This is a genomic window from Streptomyces sp. NPDC048560, from assembly GCF_040650955.1.
In the GTDB taxonomy this organism is placed as follows: domain Bacteria; phylum Actinomycetota; class Actinomycetes; order Streptomycetales; family Streptomycetaceae; genus Streptomyces.
The window spans coordinates 104,797-124,643 of sequence record NZ_JBEZIJ010000013.1 but is presented as its reverse complement, the minus strand read 5'-3'; the positions used below and the strand labels follow the sequence as shown (position 1 = coordinate 124,643).

The following is a 19,847-nucleotide window of genomic DNA, read 5'->3' as shown; positions in this document are numbered from 1 at the left end:
CGCGGCCGTGGGTCACGGCGTGCAGCGGCGGGATTTCTCAACTCTCAGTAAACGAATCGTAATGCAGAGTAAAGAGAGGTGTCCATGATCTAGGGCAAATGGTCCTTTGGTCCACCCAATCAGGTGAATATGCATCTTTTCATTCGGCCTGTCGTACTGGTTCGCGCCGCTTGCGTGCGACGTTGGCCGCGCCGTGTCGGCACTTCGACGCAAATAACCTGCAAGGAAGAGGGTGGGCGGATGATGGCCGCCACGAAGAGGATCGTCATGGGTGTCATGGCGACGGCACTGGTCGCGGGCCTGGCGGGTTGCGCCGGCTCAAGTACGGGGCCGGGGGCAGCCGGTGCCGAGAAGGGGGCCAACGGCCCGAAGGAAGAGGCTCCGGCCGCAGCCCCCAAGAGCAAGATCCAGCTCATCGGCGACGGCTCGACCGCGTTCACCGGGGCGCAGCCGAAGCTTCCCGCGGCAAAGCGTCTGGCACCTGGTGAGAAGCCCCCGCAGTTCGTCGTGTTCTCGTGGGACGGCGCGGGCGAGGACAGCCAGCGGCTGTTCTCGCACTTCCGCGGCGTGGCCAAGAAGCACAACGCGACCATGACGTACTTCCTCAGTGGCGTGTACCTGCTGCCGGAGGAGAAGCGGCACCTCTACAACCCGCCCCAGCACGCCCCGGGCCGCTCCGACATCGGCTTCAACGACACCAAGGGCATCCGCGACACCCTCACCGAACTGCGCGCCGCCTGGCAGGACGGCAACGAGATCGGCACCCACTTCAACGGCCACTTCTGCGGCAAGGACGGCGGGGTCGGCACCTGGTCCGTCGAGGAGTGGAAGAGCGAGATCCGCCAGGCGAAGGCCTTCGTGCAGAGCTGGAAGTCCAACGCCCCGGCCCTCAAGGGCGAGGCACCGCTGCCCTTCGACTACGAGAAGGAGCTCGTCGGCGGCCGCACCCCCTGCCTGGAAGGGCAGGAGAACATGGTCGCCGCGGCCCGGACGATGGGCTTCCGCTACGACTCCAGCGGTGTCGGCAACCAGGTCTGGCCCAAGAAGAAGGGCGGAGTCTGGGACCTGCCGCTCCAGCTGGTCCCCGTACCCGGCCGTGCCTTCGAGACGCTCTCGATGGACTACAACTTCATGTTCAACCAGTCCGGCACGACCAAGGGTGATCCCGCCAAGCACGCGTACTGGGGCAACCAGATGCGCGACGGCCTGATCCAGGCGTTCGACCGTTCGTACAGCGGCAACCGGGCGCCGCTGATCATCGGCAACCACTTCGAGTCCTGGAACGGCGGCACGTACATGCGCGCCATCGAGGAGACGATCGAGACCGTCTGCCCCAAGGAGGGCGTGCGCTGCGTGTCCTTCAAGCAGCTCGCCGACTGGCTCGACGCACAGGACCCGGCGACGCTCGCCAAGCTCGGCACGCTCGGCGTCGGCGAGGCCCCCAAGGAGCCCTGGGCCACCTTCCTCGGCCCGGTCTCCCCGGGTGAGCCGGCCGGCGAGCAGGCAGCGAAGCCCGCAAAGGCCGGGCGCGCGGAAGACGGGTCGGTGAAGGGCGGGTCGGTGAAGGCCCAGCCCGCCGACGCCGAGCCCGCCGACGCCAAGCGGGCCGCGCACACCGATGCCACGCGTGACGGGGCCGAGCGGTCCACCGGCTGACCGCTTCAGCTGCCCGAACGGTGAGGGTGGGCGGCATCCCGGACGGCAACGCCCCGGATGCCGCCCACCCCACCGGCCGGCGGGCGGGTCCGGCCGCCGTTACGCGGGCTGGGCGACGCCCGCCTGCACGCACCGCTCGTCGAGTACGAAGGCGGGGTCGACCTGCGCGGCCAGGTCGGCGCCCGTCTTCGCGTTGCCCCAGCTCTCCGCGTTCTTCAGGTGGAAGTGGACCATCTGACGCGTGTAGCGCTCCCAGTCGCGGAGCGCGTACGAATCCTCCGCGGCGTTCTGCAGGGCCTGAAGAGCCATCCGGTTGTCCGCCTCCAGCAGCTCGAACCGGGAGGGGCGGCCCTTCTCCATCGAGCGCACCCAGTCGGAGTGGCCGACGCCCACCAGCAGGTCGTCGCCCACCTCGGCCCTGAGGAAGTCCAGATCGTCCTGGCACTGGACCTTGTTGCCGACCACTCTCAGGGTCACGCCGAAGTCCCGTGCGTACTCCTTGTACTGGCGGTAGACCGAGACACCCTTCCGGGTCGGCTCCGCGACCAGGAACGTCATGTCGAAGCGGGTGAACATTCCCGAGGCGAACGAGTCCGAGCCGGCGGTCATGTCCACCACCACGTACTCGTCGGGACCGTCGACCAGATGGTTGAGGCACAGCTCCACGGCCCCGACCTTGGAGTGGTAGCAGGCCACACCCAGGTCGGACTCGGTGAACGGCCCGGTGGCCATGAGCCGGATCTCCCCGTCGTCGAGCCGGACCGTCCGCGCGCAGGCGTCGTAGACCGGGTTGTCCTCGCTGACGCGCAGGAGTCGTGAACCCTCGCCCGGCGGTGTCGTCTTGATCATCGTCTCGGCGGAGGCGATCCGGGGGTTGCTGCCGCGCAGGTAGTCCTTGATGAGGGGGAGCTGCGCGCCCATGGCGGGCAGGGCGGCGGCCTCCTCCTCGTCGAGGCCGAGCGCGGCTCCGAGGTGCTGGTTGATGTCGGCGTCGATCGCGACGACATGGGCTTCGTTGGCGGCGAGGTGGCGGATGAAGAGCGAGGACAGCGTCGTCTTGCCGCTGCCGCCCTTCCCCACGAAAGCGATCTTCATGTTCACCTAGGGTAGTGTGGCGATCGCTGTGTGCTGTCACACTTCGTGAAGAAGACCACTCCAAGGCGGTAAGGGTGTAGGGGGCGCGTAGCCTCGCTACCTATGAGTACGACTCCCTCAGATCCGCTTGCCACGCTGGCCGCCCTGCCCGGTGTGACCGATGCCGTGGACTCCGTACGCAAGGCCGTGGACCGGGTTTACGGTCACCGCGTCATGCGGCGCCGGAGCAACGAGGTCACCGCGGAGGCGGCCCTGCGCGGCGCCCGTGGCTCCGCGGCGCTCTCGGGCGCCGACTGGAATCTGGAGGAGGTGCGGCGGCGCACCGACTTCAGAGGTGACGACGAGGCCCGCACGATCGGCGCGGCTCTGCGGCTGACCGCCGAAGCGGGCCAACTGCTCTCCATCTGGCGGCAGTCACCCCTACGGGTCCTGGCGCGTCTGCACCTGGTGGCGGCGGGTGGCGCCTCTCCCGATGACACGGTCGGGAGGCCGCGCCTCGCGGGAGAGGCCGTCGACGAGCCGCTGATCGAGGCCCCGGTGCCGGACGCCGATGAGGTCGCGGGCCGGCTGGAAGGGCTCTCGCAGCTGATCATCGCGGGCAGCTCGGCACCGGCCCTGGTGTCGGCGGCGGTCGTGCACGGTGAGCTGCTGGCCCTGCGCCCCTTCAGCTCCCGCAACGGACTGGTCGCGCGGACCGCCGAGCGGATCGTGCTGATCGGCAGTGGCCTCGACCCGAAGTCGATCTGCCCGGCCGAGGTGGGCCATGCGGAGCAGGGGCGCGCGGCGTACGTGGCGGCCTTCGAGGGCTACCTGACAGGAACGCCTGAGGGTATGGCGGCCTGGATCGCGCACTGCGGACGCGCGGTGGAGCTGGGCGTGCGGGAGTCGACAGCCGTCTGCGAGGCACTGCAGCGCGGCGCCGCGTGAGGCGCTGAAGCGAGACGGCATGTGAGGTGCTGAAGCGAGGCGCCGTGTGAGGTGCTGACGGCCGGTCGGCCTCTCTCACGGCTGAGGCCCTGGTCGCAGGTGAGGCCGGGGGCCGTGTCGAGCGTTCGCGGCTCTGTGGCGGTGGCTCGTGGCCCCGGCTGTGAGTAGTCCCTCAAAAGGGTTGCGGCGGTACCGGAACCGGTACCGCCGCTGGCATGTCCGCCGAGTTACCAAGCGTCCTCGGATAGTGCCCATCAGGTCGGGTACTTCGCCCGTTCCCTGGTGCGGCTGGCCCGTAATCGACGGGTCGACGTCGCGTGGGTGCTCGGCTTTCATGCGCGGTCCGTGGGGCCGACTTGCGTGAAGGGTGATCCTCTCGGATGTCCCTGGTCTCGCGGGCCGTTGACTCCTTTGTACTCCCCCGACGGGGGAAGGGAAAGTGGTGGCCCGACTTCTTTACCTTTTGGTTCAAACGAGGACGAGCCGGGCGGACGGGTCGGGCGAGTAGGACGGGTGGGGCAGGCGTGGCGAGACGTCAGCCGGCGAGCACGGCTGCGCGGCGGCGGCTGGCGTACCAGACGAGCCCCGCTGTGACGGCTGCCGCTCCCACGGCCGCCGCTGCCACAAGTGCGGGGCGCGGGGGCATCGAGAAGGCGGACAGTCGCTGCTTGAGCCTGACCGGCCGGTTGAAGACGAGAATCGGCCACTCCCGGAGGGTCGCCTCGCGCCGCAGCGCACGGTCCGGATTGACCGCGTGCGGGTGGCCGACCGACTCCAGCATCGGCACATCGGTCGCGGAGTCGCTGTAGGCGTAGCAGCGCGAAAGGTCGTACCCCTCCGAGACGGCGAGCTCCTTGATCGCTTCCGCTTTCGTCGGCCCGTAGGCGTAGTACTCGACCTCGCCGGTGAAGCAGCCGTCGTCGCCGACGACCATCCTGGTGGCGACCACCCGGTCGGCGCCCAGCAGCTCGCCGATCGGTTCGACCACCTCGGCGCCCGACGTGGACACGATGACCACATCGCGTCCGGCGGTGTGGTGCTCCTCGATGAGGGTCGCGGCCTCGTCGTAGATGATCGGGTCGATCAGATCGTGGAGGGTCTCGGCGACGATCTCCTTGACCAACTCGACGTTCCACCCCTTGCAGAGCGCGGAGAGATATTCACGCATCCCCTCCATCTGATCGTGATCGGCGCCTCCCGCGAGGAAGACGAACTGGGCGTACGCGGTGCGCAGTACGGCACGGCGGTTGATCAGTCCGCCTTGGTAGAAGGACTTGCTGAAGGTCAGCGTCGATGACTTCGCAATGACCGTCTTGTCCAGGTCAAAGAAGGCTGCTGTGCGCGGCGAGAAGCAGTTTTCCACAACGCTGAGCATAGGGGCCCACCATTCGGCGTAAAATCTGGCGTGTGGGTTTGCCTGAGATGGCGCTCGGGTACACCATGGAAGTCACGGATCGTTCGCGACCGTGCTAACCCCGGTCCGGCTCCTCCCCCCCCGAGTCGGCCGTGGGGACGACCCCCGCTCTCCCCCCCGGCGGGGGTCGTCGCATGTCCGGACGCGGTTCTGCCGTCCGAAATCGAAGCCTCCGCCCTCCTTCCGGCCGCTATGGCACGGCTCTGCGCGGGACTCCCCTCAGCTTGCCTCGTCACGGTGCGTTACGGAAGCGCTGCTCTCGGAAGTCGCCGGTATGGGTTACGGAGTTATTCACACCGTCGAAGTTGTCCACAGTTTTGCGGCAAGATCCACATGTTTTTCCGAAGCGCTGCACGGTGATTCCACCCGTGAAGTCCATGGGTTCCGGAATCGCGCATCTCGGAACGCTTCGAGATCGCCGCGAGCCGTACTGAAGGGGCAGTGAGAAGGGGGCGGAGATCGTGGCTCGATCGATCGCACGAGAAGGTCTGCCGAGCTCGGAAGGGCGCCGGGGCGGGCCGCTGATCGTGACCGAGGACGTCGACCTGCTCGACGATCTGCTGAGGCTCTGCGCGGCGGCCGGAGCGGAACCGGAAGTTCATCACGGGCCGCCCGAACGCAGGGGCGGCTGGGAGCAGGCCCCGATGGTTCTGGTGGGTGACGACGCAGCCCCGCGCTGCCGTGGAGCCGCCCGCAGGCGCGGCGTGATGCTCGTAGGGCGGGACCAGGACGCGCCGGACGTCTGGCGGCAGGCGGTGGAGATCGGGGCCGAATACGTGCTTCGACTGCCTGATTCGGAGGGCTGGCTCGTCGACCAGATCGCGAACGCGGCGGAGGGCGTGGGCCGCCCCGCGCTCACCGTCGGAGTGATGGGCGGGAGGGGCGGCTCCGGCGCATCCACGCTGGCCTGCGCGCTGGCCGTGACCGCTGCCGGACTGGGCCGGCGGACCATGCTGATCGACGGCGACCCGCTCGGTGGCGGCATCGACGTGCTGCTCGGCGGTGAACGGACCGAGGGGATGCGGTGGCCGGATTTCGCCCACTCCAGAGGGCGGGTGGGCGGGGGTGCCCTGGAAGACGCACTGCCTGCCCTGCACGGGCTGCGGGTGCTGAGCTGGGGCCGTGACGACGAGGTGGTCATCCCGCCGCAGGCCATGCGGGCGGTGCTGGCAGCGGCACGCAGACTCGGTGGCGTTGTCGTCGTGGATCTGCCGCGAAGGGTCGACGAAGGCGTGGCCGAGGCACTGGCTCAGCTCGACCTCGGGCTGCTGGTCGTGCCTGGCGAACTGAGGGCGGTCGCCGCCGCCCAGCGGGTGGCGTCGATGGCCGGAATGGTCCTGGAGGACCTGCGGGTCGTCGCCCGCGGTCCCTACGCGGCGGGTCTGGACGACCGGTGGGTGGCCAAGGCGCTCGGGCTTCCGCTCGTCGGCGAACTGCCCTGGGAGGCGGGGCTTCCGGCGGCTCAGGACGGCGGCGCGCCGCCGGGGAGCGCGGCGCGAGGGCCGCTGGCCCGGTTCTGCAACGCCTTCTGGGAGCAGGCCGGCGCGTGTGGCGGAGGAAGCCTCCCCGCCGGACTTCCGGGCGGAGGTGTGTCATGACGGAGGCTCTGCTCGACGCCGTACGGCAGCGGCTGGCCCGCAGCGGCGCCGCGCCCACCCCGGCGGGGGTTGCGGCCGCTCTGCGCGCGCAGGGGCGGCTCCTGGGGGACACGGAAGTCCTGGGCGCGGCCCAGGAGTTACGGGGTGAACTGGTCGGCACCGGGGTGCTGGAGCCACTGCTCGCCGACCCGGCGGTGACCGATGTCCTGGTGTCCGCGCCGGACCGGGTGTGGGTGGACCGGGGAGGCGGGCTCGAACTGACCGGGGTCACCTTCGCGGACGCCGCAGCCGTACGCCGGCTGGCTCAGCGGCTCGCGGCCGTTGCCGGACGGCGTCTGGACGATGCCAGGCCCTGGGTGGACGCGCGGCTTCCGGACGGGACCCGGATGCATGCCGTCCTGCCTCCGGTGTCCGTCGGATCGACGTGCCTGTCCCTGCGCGCCGTGCGGCCCCGGGCGTTCGCGCTGACCGAGCTGATCGAGGCCGGTACGGTGCCGCCGGGCGGGGACCGAATCCTGCGGGCCCTGGTGGAGGCCAGGGTGTCGTACCTGATCAGCGGCGGTACGGGAGCCGGGAAGACCACGCTGTTGTCGAGCCTCCTGGGAGCGGTCGGCGGGCAGGAGCGGATCGTGCTCGCCGAGGACTCGGCCGAGCTGCGGCCGGACCATCCTCATGTGGTGCGCCTGGAGTCGCGCCCGGCCAACCAGGAGGGCGCGGGGCGCGTGACGCTGCGGGACCTGGTGCGACAGGCGTTACGGATGCGGCCCGACCGTCTGGTCGTCGGGGAGGTGCGCGGGGCCGAGGTGACGGAGCTGCTGGCCGCGCTGAACACCGGGCACGAGGGCGGCTGCGGCACGGTGCACGCCAACGCGGCCGAACACGTGCCGGCCCGCCTCGAAGCGCTGGGGACGGCGGCGGGCCTCGACCGGACGGCTCTGCACAGCCAGTTGGCGGCTGCCCTGTCGGTGGTGGTTCACCTGGTGCGGGACCGGAGCGGACAGCGGCGGCTCGCCGAGGTGCATGTCCTGGAGCGGGACGCGGCGGGGCTGGTGGTGACGGTGCCCGCGTTGCGCTGGGGCGTCGACGGATTCGTACGGGAGCGGGGCTGGCAGCGGCTGAGCTCTTTGATCGGCGGTGCGCTGTGACAGCGGTGGGGGCGGGACCTCTGGTGTACGCGGCGGCGCTGTGTGCCGGGCTGGCGGCCTGGACGGCGGTGCGGTGTGAGACGGCGCCGCGTCGGGCCCGGGTGCTCTTCGTGGACGGGGCGCCGGAGCCGAACCGGCTGAGGGCGTACTGGTCGGCGATGCCCGAGTTCTTCCGCGAGCGGCGCGAGTGGCTGTGCGCTCCGACGGCGGTGTTGCTCGCCGTGCTGGGTGAGTCGGTGCTGCCCCTGTTCGCGGGGGCCGTGGCGGTGCCGCTCGTGCGGCGGTGGCTGGGCGCACGGTCCCGGGGGAGGGAGCGTGAGCGCGCGGCGGACGCGGTGATGGCGCTGTGCGGCTCGGTGGTCGGGGAGCTGCGGGCGGGCCGCGAACCGGGGCAGGCGTTGCTGGTCGCGGCCCGTGATTCGGCGGAGGCGCTGGGCGGGGCGGAGGCGGCGGTGCTGGCCGCCGCGCGGTTCGGTGGGGACGTGCCCGGTGCGCTGCGGCAGGCCGCGGACGCACCGGGGCGTGAGGGGCTCGCCGGAGTGGCGGCGTGCTGGCGGGTCGCGGTGGACGGCGGGGCGGGGCTGGCGGCCGGACTCGACCGTCTGGAGGTCGCGTTACGGGCCGACAGGCGCCGACGGGAGGAGCTGCGGGCCCAGTTGGCCGGTGCCTGGTCGACGGTCGTCGTGCTGGCGCTTCTGCCGGTGGCGGGATTGGGCCTGGGCGCGGCTCTCGGGGCCGACCCCCTACGGGTGTTGCTGCACAGTCCCGGCGGGCTCGCCTGCCTCGCCGCAGGGGGACTGCTGGAGACGGCGGGCCTCATGTGGGCCCGGCGGATCGTCAGGGCGGGTGAGGCGGCGTGAGCGGGGTGGCGGGGAGCGCCGTCCAGAGCTTCGGGCTGGTCGGGGCGCTGGTGTGCACGGCCGTGTGCGTGACTGCCGCTGTCGTGGGACGGCGCCGGGAGAGGGCGGTGCGCAGACGCGGGGCGTTGCTGCTGGCGGTCGGGGTGGGGAAGCGGCGCCGGTGGCGGCCGGGCGTCGATGCCTGGGTGCGGCAGTGGGCGGCGCCCTTGGGGGCGGCGGCGGTCTGCTGGGTTCTCGTCGGCGGGATGCCAGGTGCGGCGGTGGCGGCGGCCGCCGCGTACGGGATATGGCGCCGGCAGCGGTCGTGGAGGACGCGTGACGCGAGTCGGGCGGGCCCGGAAGCCGCTGTGGTGCTGGGGCAGCTTCCGCTCGCAGCCGACCTGCTGGCGGCCTGCCTCACGGCCGGGGCCGGCCCGAGGGAGGCGGCGGAGGCGGTGGGGGAGTCCATGGGCGGCCCGGTCGGTGACCGGCTGGCCGGGGCTGCGGCGGAGATCCGGCTCGGCGGAGAACCGGCGGAGGCGTGGGGACGGTTCGCGGAGATGCCGGGCGCGGCTCAACTGGCGCGATGTCTGGACCGGGCGGGTACGACCGGGGCACCGGCGGCGGAGCCCGTAGCCCGGCTGGCGGAGACGATGCGGGCCGAACGGTCGAGCGCGGCGGTGGCCCGCGCGCAGCGCGCCGGCGTACTGATCACCGCACCCGTCGGCTTGTGCTTTCTGCCCGCCTTCCTGGCGATCGGGGTGGCGCCGGTGGTGATCGGGCTGGCGACGGGGCTGCTTACAGCCGACTGACACAGGGCGACGGGTTCCGAGTGACGCCTGTCGGCTCCTGTCGGCTCATCAAAAAATCGACAAGTCTATTTCGGGGGTTGAAATGAGCAAGAACTTCATGGAGCGGGCGCTGGGTTCGGTGCGCCGGGTGTGGAACGGCAGGAGGGCGTGGCTGGGCAGGTTCGGACGGTCGGACCGCGGGATGACGACGTCCGAGTACGCCGTCGGAACCATCGCGGCCTGCGGGTTCGCCGCGGTGCTCTACAAGGTCGTGACGAGTGGGCCCGTGCTCTCGGCGATGCAGTCGCTGATCAAGGACGCGCTCGATGCGAAGTTCTGAGGACGGGACCGGGCGGAAAAACCGGGCGCGGGCTCCGGCCCCTCCCGGGCGGGACCGGGGTGCCGTGACGGCGGAGGCGGCGATGGTCATTCCCGCCCTTGTCGCCTTCGCGGTGGTTCTGGTCTGGGCCCTGGCGGCCGCGGCCGACCAGATCCGTTGTGTGGACGCGGCACGGGCCGGGGCGCGCGCGGCGGCCCGCTCGGAGCCCGCGGCGGCCGTGCTGGACGCGGCGCGAGGGGCGGCGCCCGGACAGGCGAGGGTCGAGGTGGAGCGGTCCGGGGAACTGTGGCGGGTCCGGGTCGAAGCGCCGACACCGGGTCCCGGCCCCTTGACGCTCACGCTGAGCGCGGAGGCGGCCGCGCTGGCGGAGGACACGGTGGGGGTGCAGCCGTGACGCGGACGGGCCAGGAGAGGGAGGCGGGGACGAGGCGCAATCCGGAGAGGGAGCCGGGGCCGAATCGGAGAGGGAAGTGCAGGCGGGGGCTGTGGCCGGGGGCCGGCGTCGGGAAGGGGTGCGGTTCCGGGGCGCGAGGGGGATGCCGGGCCGGCGATCGGGGGGTGGCGACGGTGTGGGTGGCGATGTCCACGGCCACCCTGTGCGCGGTGTTCGCGGTGGTGCTCGCCCTGGGGCAGGCCGTGGCGGCCCGGCACCGAGCCGGTGGCGCGGCGGACCTGGCGGCACTCGCTGCGGCCGACCGTGCCTTCCAGGGGCCGGCAGTCGCCTGTGAGGCGGCCGGCCGGGTTGCCAGGGCGCAGCAGGCGGTGGTGGTGCGGTGCGCCGTACAGGGGGAGATCGCCGACGTGACGGCCCGCGCCCGCTTCGGTCCGTACGAGCCGGAGATCAGGTCCCGCGCGGGGCCGCCGGGCGCGGCACGGGCTGGAGGAACGGTGGAGCCCCGGGACGGAGGGCAGTCACCGGCGCGAGGACGGTCCTGAAGGGGAGGGCTGCCGGGGGAGGGACTGACGTGGTGGGCGGCGGTCAGGGCAGCCCCGCGGCGGGCGCGGGGTGGTCAGCGGGCCTGAGGGGATTGGAAGGGGGCGGGAAGGGGGCTGGCCGCCGACGGTCGGAGGTGCGCTTCGTTACGGCTTCTGGGTGTCTTCCGGGTTTGGGCCCGAGTCCGGGTCCGGGGGTGCGGTGCGCAGGAGTTCGGTGAGGAGGCGTACGGCGCCCCGCTTGTGCAGCGGTTCGTTGCCGTTGCCGCACTTGGGGGACTGGATGCACGACGGGCAGCCCGCGTCGCACTCGCAGGAGGCGATCGCCTCACGCGTGGCCGTCAGCCATCTGCGGGCCGTGTGGAAGGCCCGCTCGGCGAAGCCGGCGCCACCCGGGTGGCCGTCGTAGACGAAGACCGTGGGCAGCAGGGTGTCCGGGTGGAGCGGCACGGAGACGCCGCCGATGTCCCAGCGGTCGCAGGTGGCGAAGAGCGGGAGCATCCCGATGGACGCGTGCTCGGCGGCGTGCAGCGCGCCGCCGAGGATCTCCGGGTTGATCCGGGCGGCGTCGAGCTGATCCTCGGTGACGGTCCACCACACGGCGCGGGTGCGAAGGGTGCGGGGCGGGAGGTCGAGCTTGGTCTCGCCCATGACCTCGCCGGTGATCACCCGGCGGCGCAGGAAGGAGACGACCTGGTTGGTGACCTCCACGGAGCCGTAACAGAGCCGCCCGTCCCCCCAAGGGATCTCGGTGTCGGTCTCCAGGACGGAGATGGCGGTGGTGTCACGTGCGGTGGTCGAGTACGGCGGACTCGCCTCCTCGACGAGGGCGACCGAGTCCTCCAGGTCAAGCTTCCGCACCAGGTACGTGCGGCCCTGGTGGAGGTGGACGGCGCCCTCGTGGACGGCGGTGTGTGCCGCCGACTCGTCGACGGTGCCGAGCAGACGGCCGGTGCCCTCCTCGACGATCTGGACGGGACGGCCGCCCCCGCCCCGGATGTCGGTGAGATCGGCCGCCCGTTCCCGGCGGGTCCAGTGCCAGCCCGCCGGCCGCTTGCGCAGCAGTTTCGCGGCCTCCAGCTGCGGCAGCAGACCGGGCACCGCGGGGCCGAAGAGTGCGATGTCGGAGTCGGTGAGCGGCAGCTCGGCGGCGGCCGCGCACAGGTGGGGGGCGAGGACGTACGGGTTGTCGGGGTCCAGGACGGTCGACTCCACGGGCTGCTGGAAGAGCGCCTCGGGGTGGTGGACCAGATACGTGTCCAGCGGATCGTCCCGGGCGACCAGCACGGCGAGTGCGCCCTGACCGGCGCGGCCGGCGCGGCCTGCCTGCTGCCACAGGGAGGCTCTGGTGCCCGGGTAGCCGGCGATGACGACGGCGTCGAGGCCCGAGACGTCGATGCCGAGTTCGAGGGCGGTGGTGGCGGCGAGGCCGAGGAGCTCGCCCGAGTGAAGGGCCCGTTCCAGGGCGCGGCGTTCCTCGGGGAGGTAGCCGCCGCGATAGGCGGCGACCCGCTTCGGCAGCGAGCTGTCCACCTCGGCCAGGCGTTCCTTCGCGATGACGGAGATGAGCTCGGCGCCGCGCCGGGAGCGTACGAAGGCCACCGAGCGGATGCCCTGGAGGGTCAGGTCGGTGAGAAGGTCGGCCGTCTCGGCCGTGGCGGTACGGCGTACGGGTGCGCCCTTCTCGCCGTGGAGTTCGGTCAGCGGGGGTTCCCAGAGGGCGAACACCAGTTCGCCGCGGGGGGAGGCGTCGTCGGCGACCTCCTTGACCGGGAGGCCGGTGAGGCGGCCCGCGGCGACCGAGGGGTCCGCCGAGGTGGCGGAGGCGAGGAGGAAGACCGGATCGGCACCGTAACGGGCACACAGGCGGCGCAGGCGGCGCAGCACCTGGGCGACGTGGGAGCCGAACACGCCCCGGTAGGTGTGGCACTCGTCGATGACGACGAATCGCAGGGCGCGCAGGAAGGAGGACCAGCGGGGATGGGAGGGCAGGATGCCGCGGTGCAGCATGTCGGGGTTGGTCAGGACGTAGTTGGCGTACTGGCGTACCCATTCGCGTTCCTCGACGGGAGTGTCACCGTCGTACACCGCCGGCCGGATCGCGTGCCCGAGGGGCGCCGCGAGGCTCTTCACGGACCGCCGCTGGTCGGCGGCCAGGGCCTTGGTGGGGGCGAGGTAGAGGGCGGTGGCCCCGCGCCCGTTCGGGGCCTGTGAGCCGTCGAGGAGGGCGCTGAGCACCGGCGCGAGGTAGGCGAGTGACTTCCCGGACGCGGTGCCGGTGGCGATCACGACGGACTCGCCGTCCAGGGCGTGCTCGGCGGCGGCAGCCTGGTGTGCCCACGGATGGCCGATTCCGGCAGCCTGGATTGCCGCGACGACTTCCGGGCGGATGCGATCCGGCCAGATGGCATGGGTTCCCGCTCGCGGGGGCAAGTGCTCCGTATGAGTGATGCGCGCGGACCGGCCCGCTCCTGCGGCGAGCCGGTCGAGGACCATGGCGGGAGAGGGGCGGGAGCCCCCGCTCTCGGGCGGTCGACTGGGGCGGTGATTCTTGGCCATCGGCACCGAGTGTGTCACTGGCGTGGCGGACAATGGTCCCAAGGCGTCGTGCATGGCTGCCGGTAAGTGATTGAATGCCATCGCGGCTGGCGATCCGTCCCCTGGCTCCGTCGGGGAGACCGAGGGGCGACCGCTCGATAGCAAGGTGCTGGAGGATCCGTGGACCTGTCCCTGTCGACTCGCAATGTGTCCGGCCCTGGTGGCGACCGTACGGTCGTCGAGGTCGGTGGCGAGATTGATGTGTATACCGCGCCCAAGCTGCGCGAGCAGTTGGTCGAGTTGGTGAATGACGGCAGCTACCACCTGGTTGTCGACATGGAAGGTGTCGATTTCCTCGACTCCACCGGCCTCGGCGTGCTCGTGGGCGGCTTGAAGCGTGTCCGAGCCCATGAGGGCTCACTGCGCCTGGTCTGTAACCAGGAGCGCATTCTCAAGATCTTCCGGATCACAGGTCTGACCAAGGTGTTCCCCATTCACACCACGGTCGACGAGGCTGTCGCGGCCACCGACTGACGTCGGAGCGGGCCGGCCTCATGGGGCCGGCCGACAGGCAGTGAGCAGTCCGGCACGCGGCAGCAGGCAGGTCGCGTCGAGCAGGTGGTCGGCCGTTGGCCGGCTGCCGGCTTTGTCGGTTTTCCGGAGGTTGGAGAGCAGGGGGACCGGGCGACACGCCCGGGCCTCTGAGAAGCACGCCCGTACGTTCGAGGGGGATCGCATGGCCACCGTTGAACTCCGCTTCAGCGCTCAGCCCGAACATGTCAGGACGGCACGCCTCGTGGCAGCCGCCGTGGCTCGCCGGGCCGGTGTCGACGAGGCGTTGCTCGACGAGGTCAGACTCGCCGTGGGCGAGGCGTGCAGCCGTGCTGTCGGGCTGCACCGCGGGCATGGCATCACCGCCCCGGTGACGGTCGTGCTCACCGACGAGGAGAAGGCCTTCTCCATCGAGGTCGGCGACGAGGTGCCCGGCCCCGGCAGCGAGGCGGCCGGCTCGTCCGGCGCCACGCCCGGCGCGCATGGCGGTTCCACGGATTTCGAGGCCGACGGTGAGGACGAGGACGAGATGGGCCTCGCGGTCATCAGCGGCCTGGTCGACGACATGGAAGTCAGGTCGGGCGCGGCCGGCGGAGTGATCCGCATGACCTGGCCGACGAAGTCCGCGGTGGCGGTTTCCTGAATCCGCGCCGCTCCGGCCGGGAGCGCGTGATCGGACGGAGGCGGGACGATCCGAGTCCCGTGTAGCCCGCCGCCCTTCCCGGGCGGCGAGTGATCGATTTCTTCAGGCCCTGCTGAGCAGGGCCTTTTTCCTTTTTGCTTGATCGGTGATCTCCCGGAAATGCTTCTGTCCCGTTACTGCATTCGGGTCAGAACGAGAGTGAGATCATTTGCCGATTGAGGGATGAAGGTCAATTCCATTACGCACCCACTGTTTTGATCGGGTTCTGCTCCCTACAATCCGTCCACGTCTTGAGCGCTGAGCGTCAAGGAGGACGTATGGCGGGGTTCTTCAACACACCACTGGCAGAACTGACGCAGTTTTCCGCACCTTCCGACCGTCCCACCTCACTCGCGGCCGCTGTTCTCACCGATGACAACCGGCTGATCATCATCGTGGTCGCGGTCGTCGCCGTGGCCGCACTGGTCGTCGCCCAGCTGCTGGTACGCCAGGTCCTGGCGGCCGGCGAGGGCACCGAGCGCATGAAGGAAATCGCGGCAGCCGTCCAGGAGGGCGCGAATGCGTATCTGGCGCGACAGCTGCGTACCGTCGGCGTTTTCGCCGTCGTCGTGTTCTTCCTGCTCCTTCTGCTGCCGGCCGACGACTGGTCGCAGCGCGCGGGACGGTCGTTGTTCTTCCTGGTGGGTGCGCTTTTCTCGGCGGCCACCGGATACATCGGTATGCGCCTCGCCGTACGCAGCAATGTGCGCGTCGCCGCAGCCGCGCGTGAGGCGACTCCGGAAGAAGGCGAACCGGAAAAGGATCTCACCGCCGTATCGCACAAGGCGATGAAGATCGCTTTCCGTACGGGAGGCGTGGTCGGCATGATCACGGTGGGTCTCGGCCTGCTCGGTGCCTCCGTGGTCGTCCTCGTGTACGCCGCCGACGCGCCCAAGGTCCTGGAGGGATTCGGTCTCGGCGCGGCGCTGATCGCCATGTTCATGAGGGTCGGCGGCGGCATCTTCACCAAGGCGGCGGATGTGGGCGCCGACCTCGTCGGCAAGGTGGAGCAGGGCATCCCGGAGGACGATCCGCGCAACGCCGCCACCATCGCCGACAACGTGGGCGACAACGTCGGGGACTGTGCGGGCATGGCGGCCGACCTGTTCGAGTCGTACGCCGTGACGCTCGTCGCCGCACTCATCCTCGGCTCGGCCGCCTTCGGGAACTCGGGACTGGCCTTTCCCCTGATCGTGCCGGCGATCGGCGTGGTCACCGCGATGATCGGCATCTTCGCGGTCGCCCCGCGGCGCGCCGACCGCAGCGGGATGACCGCCATCAACCGCGGGTTCTTCATCTCCGCGGTGATCTCGCTCGTCCTGGTGGCCGTGGCGGTCTTCGTCTATCTCCCGTCCTCGTACGCCGAACTGGAAGGCGTGACGGACAGCGCCATCGCCTCGCACGGCGGCGATCCCCGGATCTTCGCCCTGGTCGCCGTCGCCATCGGCATCGCGCTCGCCGCGCTGATCCAGCAGCTCACCGGCTACTTCACCGAAACCAACCGCCGCCCGGTCAAGGACATCGGCAAGTCCTCGCTGACCGGTCCGGCGACCGTCGTGCTCGCCGGAATCTCCATCGGCCTGGAGTCAGCCGTCTACACCGCGCTGCTGATCGGGCTCGGCGTCTACGGGGCGTTCCTGCTCGGTGGTACGTCGGTGATGCTGGCGCTCTTCGCGGTGGCCCTCGCGGGCACCGGCCTGCTCACCACCGTCGGGGTCATCGTCGCCATGGACACCTTCGGTCCGGTCTCCGACAACGCGCAGGGCATCGCCGAGATGTCGGGCGACGTCCAGGGCGCCGGGGCCCAGGTGCTCACCGACCTGGACGCCGTCGGCAACACCACCAAGGCCATCACCAAGGGCATCGCCATCGCCACCGCCGTCCTCGCGGCGGCGGCGCTCTTCGGCTCCTACCGCGACGCGATCGCCACGGCGGTCGAAGACGTGGGGGCGGGAGCGGGTGAGCTGGGGCTGAGCCTGGACATCTCGCAGCCCAACAACCTGGTGGGGCTGATCCTCGGCGCGGCGGTCGTCTTCCTGTTCTCCGGTCTGGCGATCAACGCGGTGTCCCGGTCCGCCGGGGCCGTGGTCTACGAGGTGCGGCGGCAGTTCCGCGAGCACCCCGGGATCATGGACTACACGGAGAAGCCGGAGTACGGACGTGTCGTCGACATCTGCACCAAGGACGCGCTCCGCGAGCTGGCCACGCCCGGACTGCTCGCCGTGCTGGCGCCGATCGCGGTCGGCTTCAGTCTCGGGGTCGGGGCACTCGGCTCGTATCTCGCCGGTGCCATCGCGACCGGCACGCTCATGGCCGTCTTCCTCGCGAACTCCGGTGGTGCGTGGGACAACGCCAAGAAGCTCGTCGAGGACGGTCATCACGGCGGCAAGGGCAGTGACGCCCATGCGGCGACCGTCATCGGCGACACGGTCGGAGACCCGTTCAAAGACACGGCCGGGCCCGCGATCAACCCGCTGCTCAAGGTGATGAACCTGGTGGCGCTGCTCATCGCTCCGGCGGTCGTGCAGTTCAGCTATGGGGAGGACGCGAGCGCCGGTGTGCGGGCGGTGGTGGCCGTGTTCGCCATCGCCGTCATCGTCGGTGCGGTGTACGTGTCCAAGCGGCGTGGGATCGCCATGGGAGACGAGGACGATTCCGAAGGCGGCGGAGACGGCGGGGACGACGGTGGCCGCCCCGCCAAGTCGCCGGACCCGGCGGCCATTTCCTGATCCGGGCAGGCGGCCTGGTCGCCCGGAGGGATTCCGGAGGCCGTGGTCCGAGAGCAATCGGCGGGCGGGCAAACCCTTCTGAGGGGGCGTCCGCCCGTTGTGCTGCGGTTCTTCATCCGGACCGGTGAGTTACCGCACGTGTGATCGAGCATTTGGGTGAGTTGTATCTCCTTGATTTCCCTTGGTGCAAATGGCTGCAAAAGCCCGTACATCCGACGCCCGGCGCCAGAATGTCGCCCACTTGGCGTGTAAGTTCCGGGGCCGAGAGCCTTGGAAGGGACCCAATCCGGTGAACAAGAAGCTTGCAGCCGCACTGTCCGGCGGTGCGGTACTCGTACTGACGCTGTCGGGCTGCAGCGACGACAGCGACGACAAGGTCAACGACTGGGCCAAGGAGGTCTGCGACCAGGTCCAGCCCCAGTTGCAGAAGATCGCGGACGCCAACGCCGACATCCAGCAGCAGACGCAGGACAACAGCACGCCGGCCGACGTCCAGGCGACCGACTCGGCCGCCTTCCAGCAGATCTCGCAGGCGTACAAGGCGCTGGGTTCGGCCGTGGACTCGGCGGGCCCGCCGCCCGTCGACGACGGTGAGACCACGCAGCAGGAGGCCGTGAAGGAGCTCAACGCCTCCTCGGCCGCCTACGCCGAGCTGAAGACGAAGGTCGACGCCCTCGACACGAAGGACCAGGCGAAGTTCGCCGACGGTCTCAAGGGCATCGCCGACGAGCTGAACAAGATCAGCACGAGTGGTGACCAGGCGCTGAAGAAGCTCCAGTCCGGTGAGGTCGGCGCCGCGATGGCCAAGCAGAAGGGCTGCCAGAAGCCGAAGGCGTCCTCCTCGCCGTCCGCGGGTTCCCCGGCGTCCCCCTCCGCGTCGGCGAGCAAGAAGGCATAACTGCCGCCGGGGGGAAGCCTGGCTGCGCCAGGGAAGCGTGTGACGGACCGCCCGGCAGCGGCCCGGTTGCCCTTGATGGGCGCCGGGCCGCTGCCGTTGTCGGTGGGAGCGGACACAATGGGCGGGTGAGTACGACCAGCCTTCCCGCATCCGACCGTATCCCCGCGCTCCGCGAGGCCCTGCTCTCCGCCGCGTTCACCGCGGACGGGCTTCTCGACCGGCTCGGCGCGTCCGCCTACGCCGCGCTCGCCCGCAGCGAAACGGTTCCCGCCCTGCGGGCGACCCGGGGCGAATCGCCGCTCGACACGCTGGTGCGGCTCTTCCTTCTCCAGCGCTCCGTCTCCTACGAGCGGGCCGGCGCCGCGCTTCCGGTGGAGGAGTGCGTCGAGGACGGCTGGCTGAGACGTGACGGCGACGAGGTCCGGGCGACCGTCGACGTCCGGCCGTACGGCGGACCGGAGGGCGAGGACTGGTTCATCGTGTCCGACCTCGGCTGCGCGGTCGGCGGCGCCGGCGGCATCGGGTCGCACGAGGAGGGCGTCGTCCTCGGCGTCGGCGGCGCGTCGACCACCCTCGCCGGAATCACCGTCCGTGAGCCGGTGGCCTCCGCCCTGGACGTCGGTACGGGCTCGGGCATCCAGGCGCTGCACGCATCCCAGCACGCCACCCACGTCACGGCCACGGACCTCAACCCGCGTGCCCTGGCCTTCACCCGGCTCACCCTCGCCCTGTCCGGCGCCGCCCCGGCCGATCTGCGCGAGGGGTCCCTCTTCGGACCGGTCGCCGACGAGACGTTCGACCTGATCGTCTCCAACCCGCCGTTCGTGATCTCTCCGGGCGCCCGGCTGACGTACCGGGACGGCGGAATGGGCGGCGACGACCTGTGCCGGACCCTGGTGCAGCAGTCGGGCGACCGGCTGAACGAGGGGGGTTACGCCCAGTTCCTCGCCAACTGGCAGCACGTCGAGGGCGAGGAGTGGCAGGACCGGCTGCGCACCTGGGTGCCGCGCGGCTGCGACGCCTGGATCGTGCAGCGCGAGGTGCAGGACGTCACGCAGTACGCGGAGCTGTGGCTGCGCGACAGCGGCGACCACCGCTCCGACCCTGCCGAGTACAGCGCCCGCTACGAGGCGTGGCTCGACGAGTTCGAGGCCCTGGGCACGAAGGCGGTCGGCTTCGGCTGGATCACACTCAGGAAGACCTCCGCGGCCGAGCCGTCGATCGTGATCGAGGAGTGGCCGCACCCGGTGGAGCAGCCGCTCGGCCCCGCGATCGAGGCGCACTTCGCCCGCCAGGACTACCTCAGGGAGCGCGACGACGCGGCCCTGCTGGCCGCCCACTTCACGCTCGCCGCCGAGGTCGTGCAGGAGCAGGTCGGCATGCCGGGCGCGGAGGACCCCGAGCATGTCGTGCTGCGCCAGCACCGGGGGATGCGCCGCGCGACGAAGGTCGACGCCGTCGGCGCAGGGTTCGCCGGGGTGTGCGACGGATCGCTGCCCGCCGGCCGGATTCTCGACGCCATCGCCCAGCTGATGTCCGAGGATCCGGTCCTGCTGCGCGACCGCACCCCGCAGGCGATCCGCCTGCTGGTGGAGGAGGGCTTCCTGGAGCCGATCCGGGACGGCGTATGACGTACGGGACCCGCAGGGAGCGCGAAGCCCGTGTGAAGCAGGAGGCCAGGGAGACGTGTACGGCCCGCGCGGGGTGTGG

At 70.9% G+C, this 19,847-nt stretch carries 17 protein-coding genes; 14 read left to right on the top strand and 3 right to left on the bottom strand.

Annotation, left to right across the window (positions count from 1 at the left end; all coding sequences use genetic code 11):
- The first annotated feature begins 240 nt into the window (after positions 1-240).
- Complete coding sequence (locus AB0C82_RS30585) at positions 241-1,656, top strand: hypothetical protein (protein ID WP_362848244.1); 1,416 nt, start codon at positions 241-243, stop codon at positions 1,654-1,656.
- 99 nt (positions 1,657-1,755) lie between these two features.
- Here AB0C82_RS30585 and AB0C82_RS30580 read toward each other — a convergent pair whose 3' ends face one another.
- The gene (locus tag AB0C82_RS30580; RefSeq protein ID WP_362848241.1) at positions 1,756-2,751 is read right to left on the bottom strand and encodes an ATP-binding protein; all 996 of its coding nucleotides are present in this window, start codon (positions 2,749-2,751) and stop codon (positions 1,756-1,758) included.
- A gap of 102 nt (positions 2,752-2,853) precedes the next feature.
- On the opposite strand from AB0C82_RS30580, the gene AB0C82_RS30575 reads away from it, so the two are divergent.
- Positions 2,854-3,678, top strand: a complete 825-nt coding sequence (locus tag AB0C82_RS30575; protein ID WP_362848238.1) for an oxidoreductase — start codon at positions 2,854-2,856, stop codon at positions 3,676-3,678.
- 535 nt (positions 3,679-4,213) lie between these two features.
- On the opposite strand, the gene AB0C82_RS30570 is transcribed toward AB0C82_RS30575, so the two are convergent.
- The gene (locus AB0C82_RS30570; RefSeq protein WP_362848235.1) at positions 4,214-5,053 is read right to left on the bottom strand and encodes an HAD family hydrolase; all 840 of its coding nucleotides are present in this window, start codon (positions 5,051-5,053) and stop codon (positions 4,214-4,216) included.
- 500 nt (positions 5,054-5,553) lie between these two features.
- Here AB0C82_RS30570 and ssd point away from each other — a divergent pair, with 500 nt between their 5' ends.
- The 7 genes from ssd (at position 5,554) to AB0C82_RS30535 (ending at position 10,741) form a co-directional block, all read left to right on the top strand.
- Positions 5,554-6,690 carry a septum site-determining protein Ssd gene (gene ssd / locus AB0C82_RS30565; RefSeq protein ID WP_362848232.1) on the top strand — a complete coding sequence of 379 codons (1,137 nt, stop codon included), beginning with the start codon at positions 5,554-5,556 and terminating at the stop codon, positions 6,688-6,690.
- Positions 6,687-7,835 (top strand): TadA family conjugal transfer-associated ATPase, encoded by a 1,149-nt coding sequence (locus AB0C82_RS30560; protein WP_362848229.1) that lies wholly within the window; start codon positions 6,687-6,689, stop codon positions 7,833-7,835. Before ssd ends, AB0C82_RS30560 begins: the two co-directional genes overlap by 4 nt.
- 5 nt (positions 7,836-7,840) lie before the next feature.
- Positions 7,841-8,695: a type II secretion system F family protein gene (locus tag AB0C82_RS30555; protein ID WP_362848226.1), complete on the top strand. Its 855-nt coding sequence runs from the start codon at positions 7,841-7,843 to the stop codon at positions 8,693-8,695.
- 35 nt (positions 8,696-8,730) lie between these two features.
- Positions 8,731-9,486: a type II secretion system F family protein gene (locus tag AB0C82_RS30550; protein WP_362848588.1), complete on the top strand. Its 756-nt coding sequence runs from the start codon at positions 8,731-8,733 to the stop codon at positions 9,484-9,486.
- Between the two features lie 97 nt (positions 9,487-9,583).
- Positions 9,584-9,805: a DUF4244 domain-containing protein gene (locus tag AB0C82_RS30545; RefSeq protein WP_362848586.1), complete on the top strand. Its 222-nt coding sequence runs from the start codon at positions 9,584-9,586 to the stop codon at positions 9,803-9,805.
- Between the two features lie 82 nt (positions 9,806-9,887).
- The gene (locus tag AB0C82_RS30540) at positions 9,888-10,199 is read left to right on the top strand and encodes a TadE family type IV pilus minor pilin (RefSeq protein ID WP_362848583.1); all 312 of its coding nucleotides are present in this window, start codon (positions 9,888-9,890) and stop codon (positions 10,197-10,199) included.
- A 164-nt stretch (positions 10,200-10,363) separates the two neighbouring features.
- Positions 10,364-10,741, top strand: coding sequence for an Rv3654c family TadE-like protein (locus tag AB0C82_RS30535; RefSeq protein WP_362848223.1), 378 nt, complete (start codon positions 10,364-10,366; stop codon positions 10,739-10,741).
- Between the two features lie 144 nt (positions 10,742-10,885).
- On the opposite strand, the gene AB0C82_RS30530 is transcribed toward AB0C82_RS30535, so the two are convergent.
- Positions 10,886-13,378 (bottom strand): DEAD/DEAH box helicase, encoded by a 2,493-nt coding sequence (locus tag AB0C82_RS30530; RefSeq protein ID WP_362848220.1) that lies wholly within the window; start codon positions 13,376-13,378, stop codon positions 10,886-10,888.
- A gap of 78 nt (positions 13,379-13,456) precedes the next feature.
- Here AB0C82_RS30530 and AB0C82_RS30525 point away from each other — a divergent pair, with 78 nt between their 5' ends.
- From AB0C82_RS30525 to AB0C82_RS30505, 5 genes are all read left to right on the top strand, one after another.
- On the top strand, positions 13,457-13,810 hold the full coding sequence (locus AB0C82_RS30525) for an STAS domain-containing protein (protein WP_003967428.1): 354 nt from the start codon (positions 13,457-13,459) through the stop codon (positions 13,808-13,810).
- Positions 13,811-14,012: 202 nt separating this feature from the next.
- Positions 14,013-14,471 (top strand): ATP-binding protein, encoded by a 459-nt coding sequence (locus AB0C82_RS30520; RefSeq protein ID WP_362848217.1) that lies wholly within the window; start codon positions 14,013-14,015, stop codon positions 14,469-14,471.
- 317 nt (positions 14,472-14,788) lie between these two features.
- On the top strand, positions 14,789-17,239 hold the full coding sequence (locus AB0C82_RS30515; protein ID WP_362848215.1) for a sodium-translocating pyrophosphatase: 2,451 nt from the start codon (positions 14,789-14,791) through the stop codon (positions 17,237-17,239).
- Between the two features lie 289 nt (positions 17,240-17,528).
- On the top strand, positions 17,529-18,137 hold the full coding sequence (locus AB0C82_RS30510) for a small secreted protein (protein WP_362848212.1): 609 nt from the start codon (positions 17,529-17,531) through the stop codon (positions 18,135-18,137).
- Between the two features lie 125 nt (positions 18,138-18,262).
- A complete protein-coding gene (locus AB0C82_RS30505; RefSeq protein ID WP_362848209.1) occupies positions 18,263-19,768 on the top strand; it encodes a methyltransferase in 1,506 nt (501 codons plus the stop codon).
- Positions 19,769-19,847: the final 79 nt, after the last annotated feature.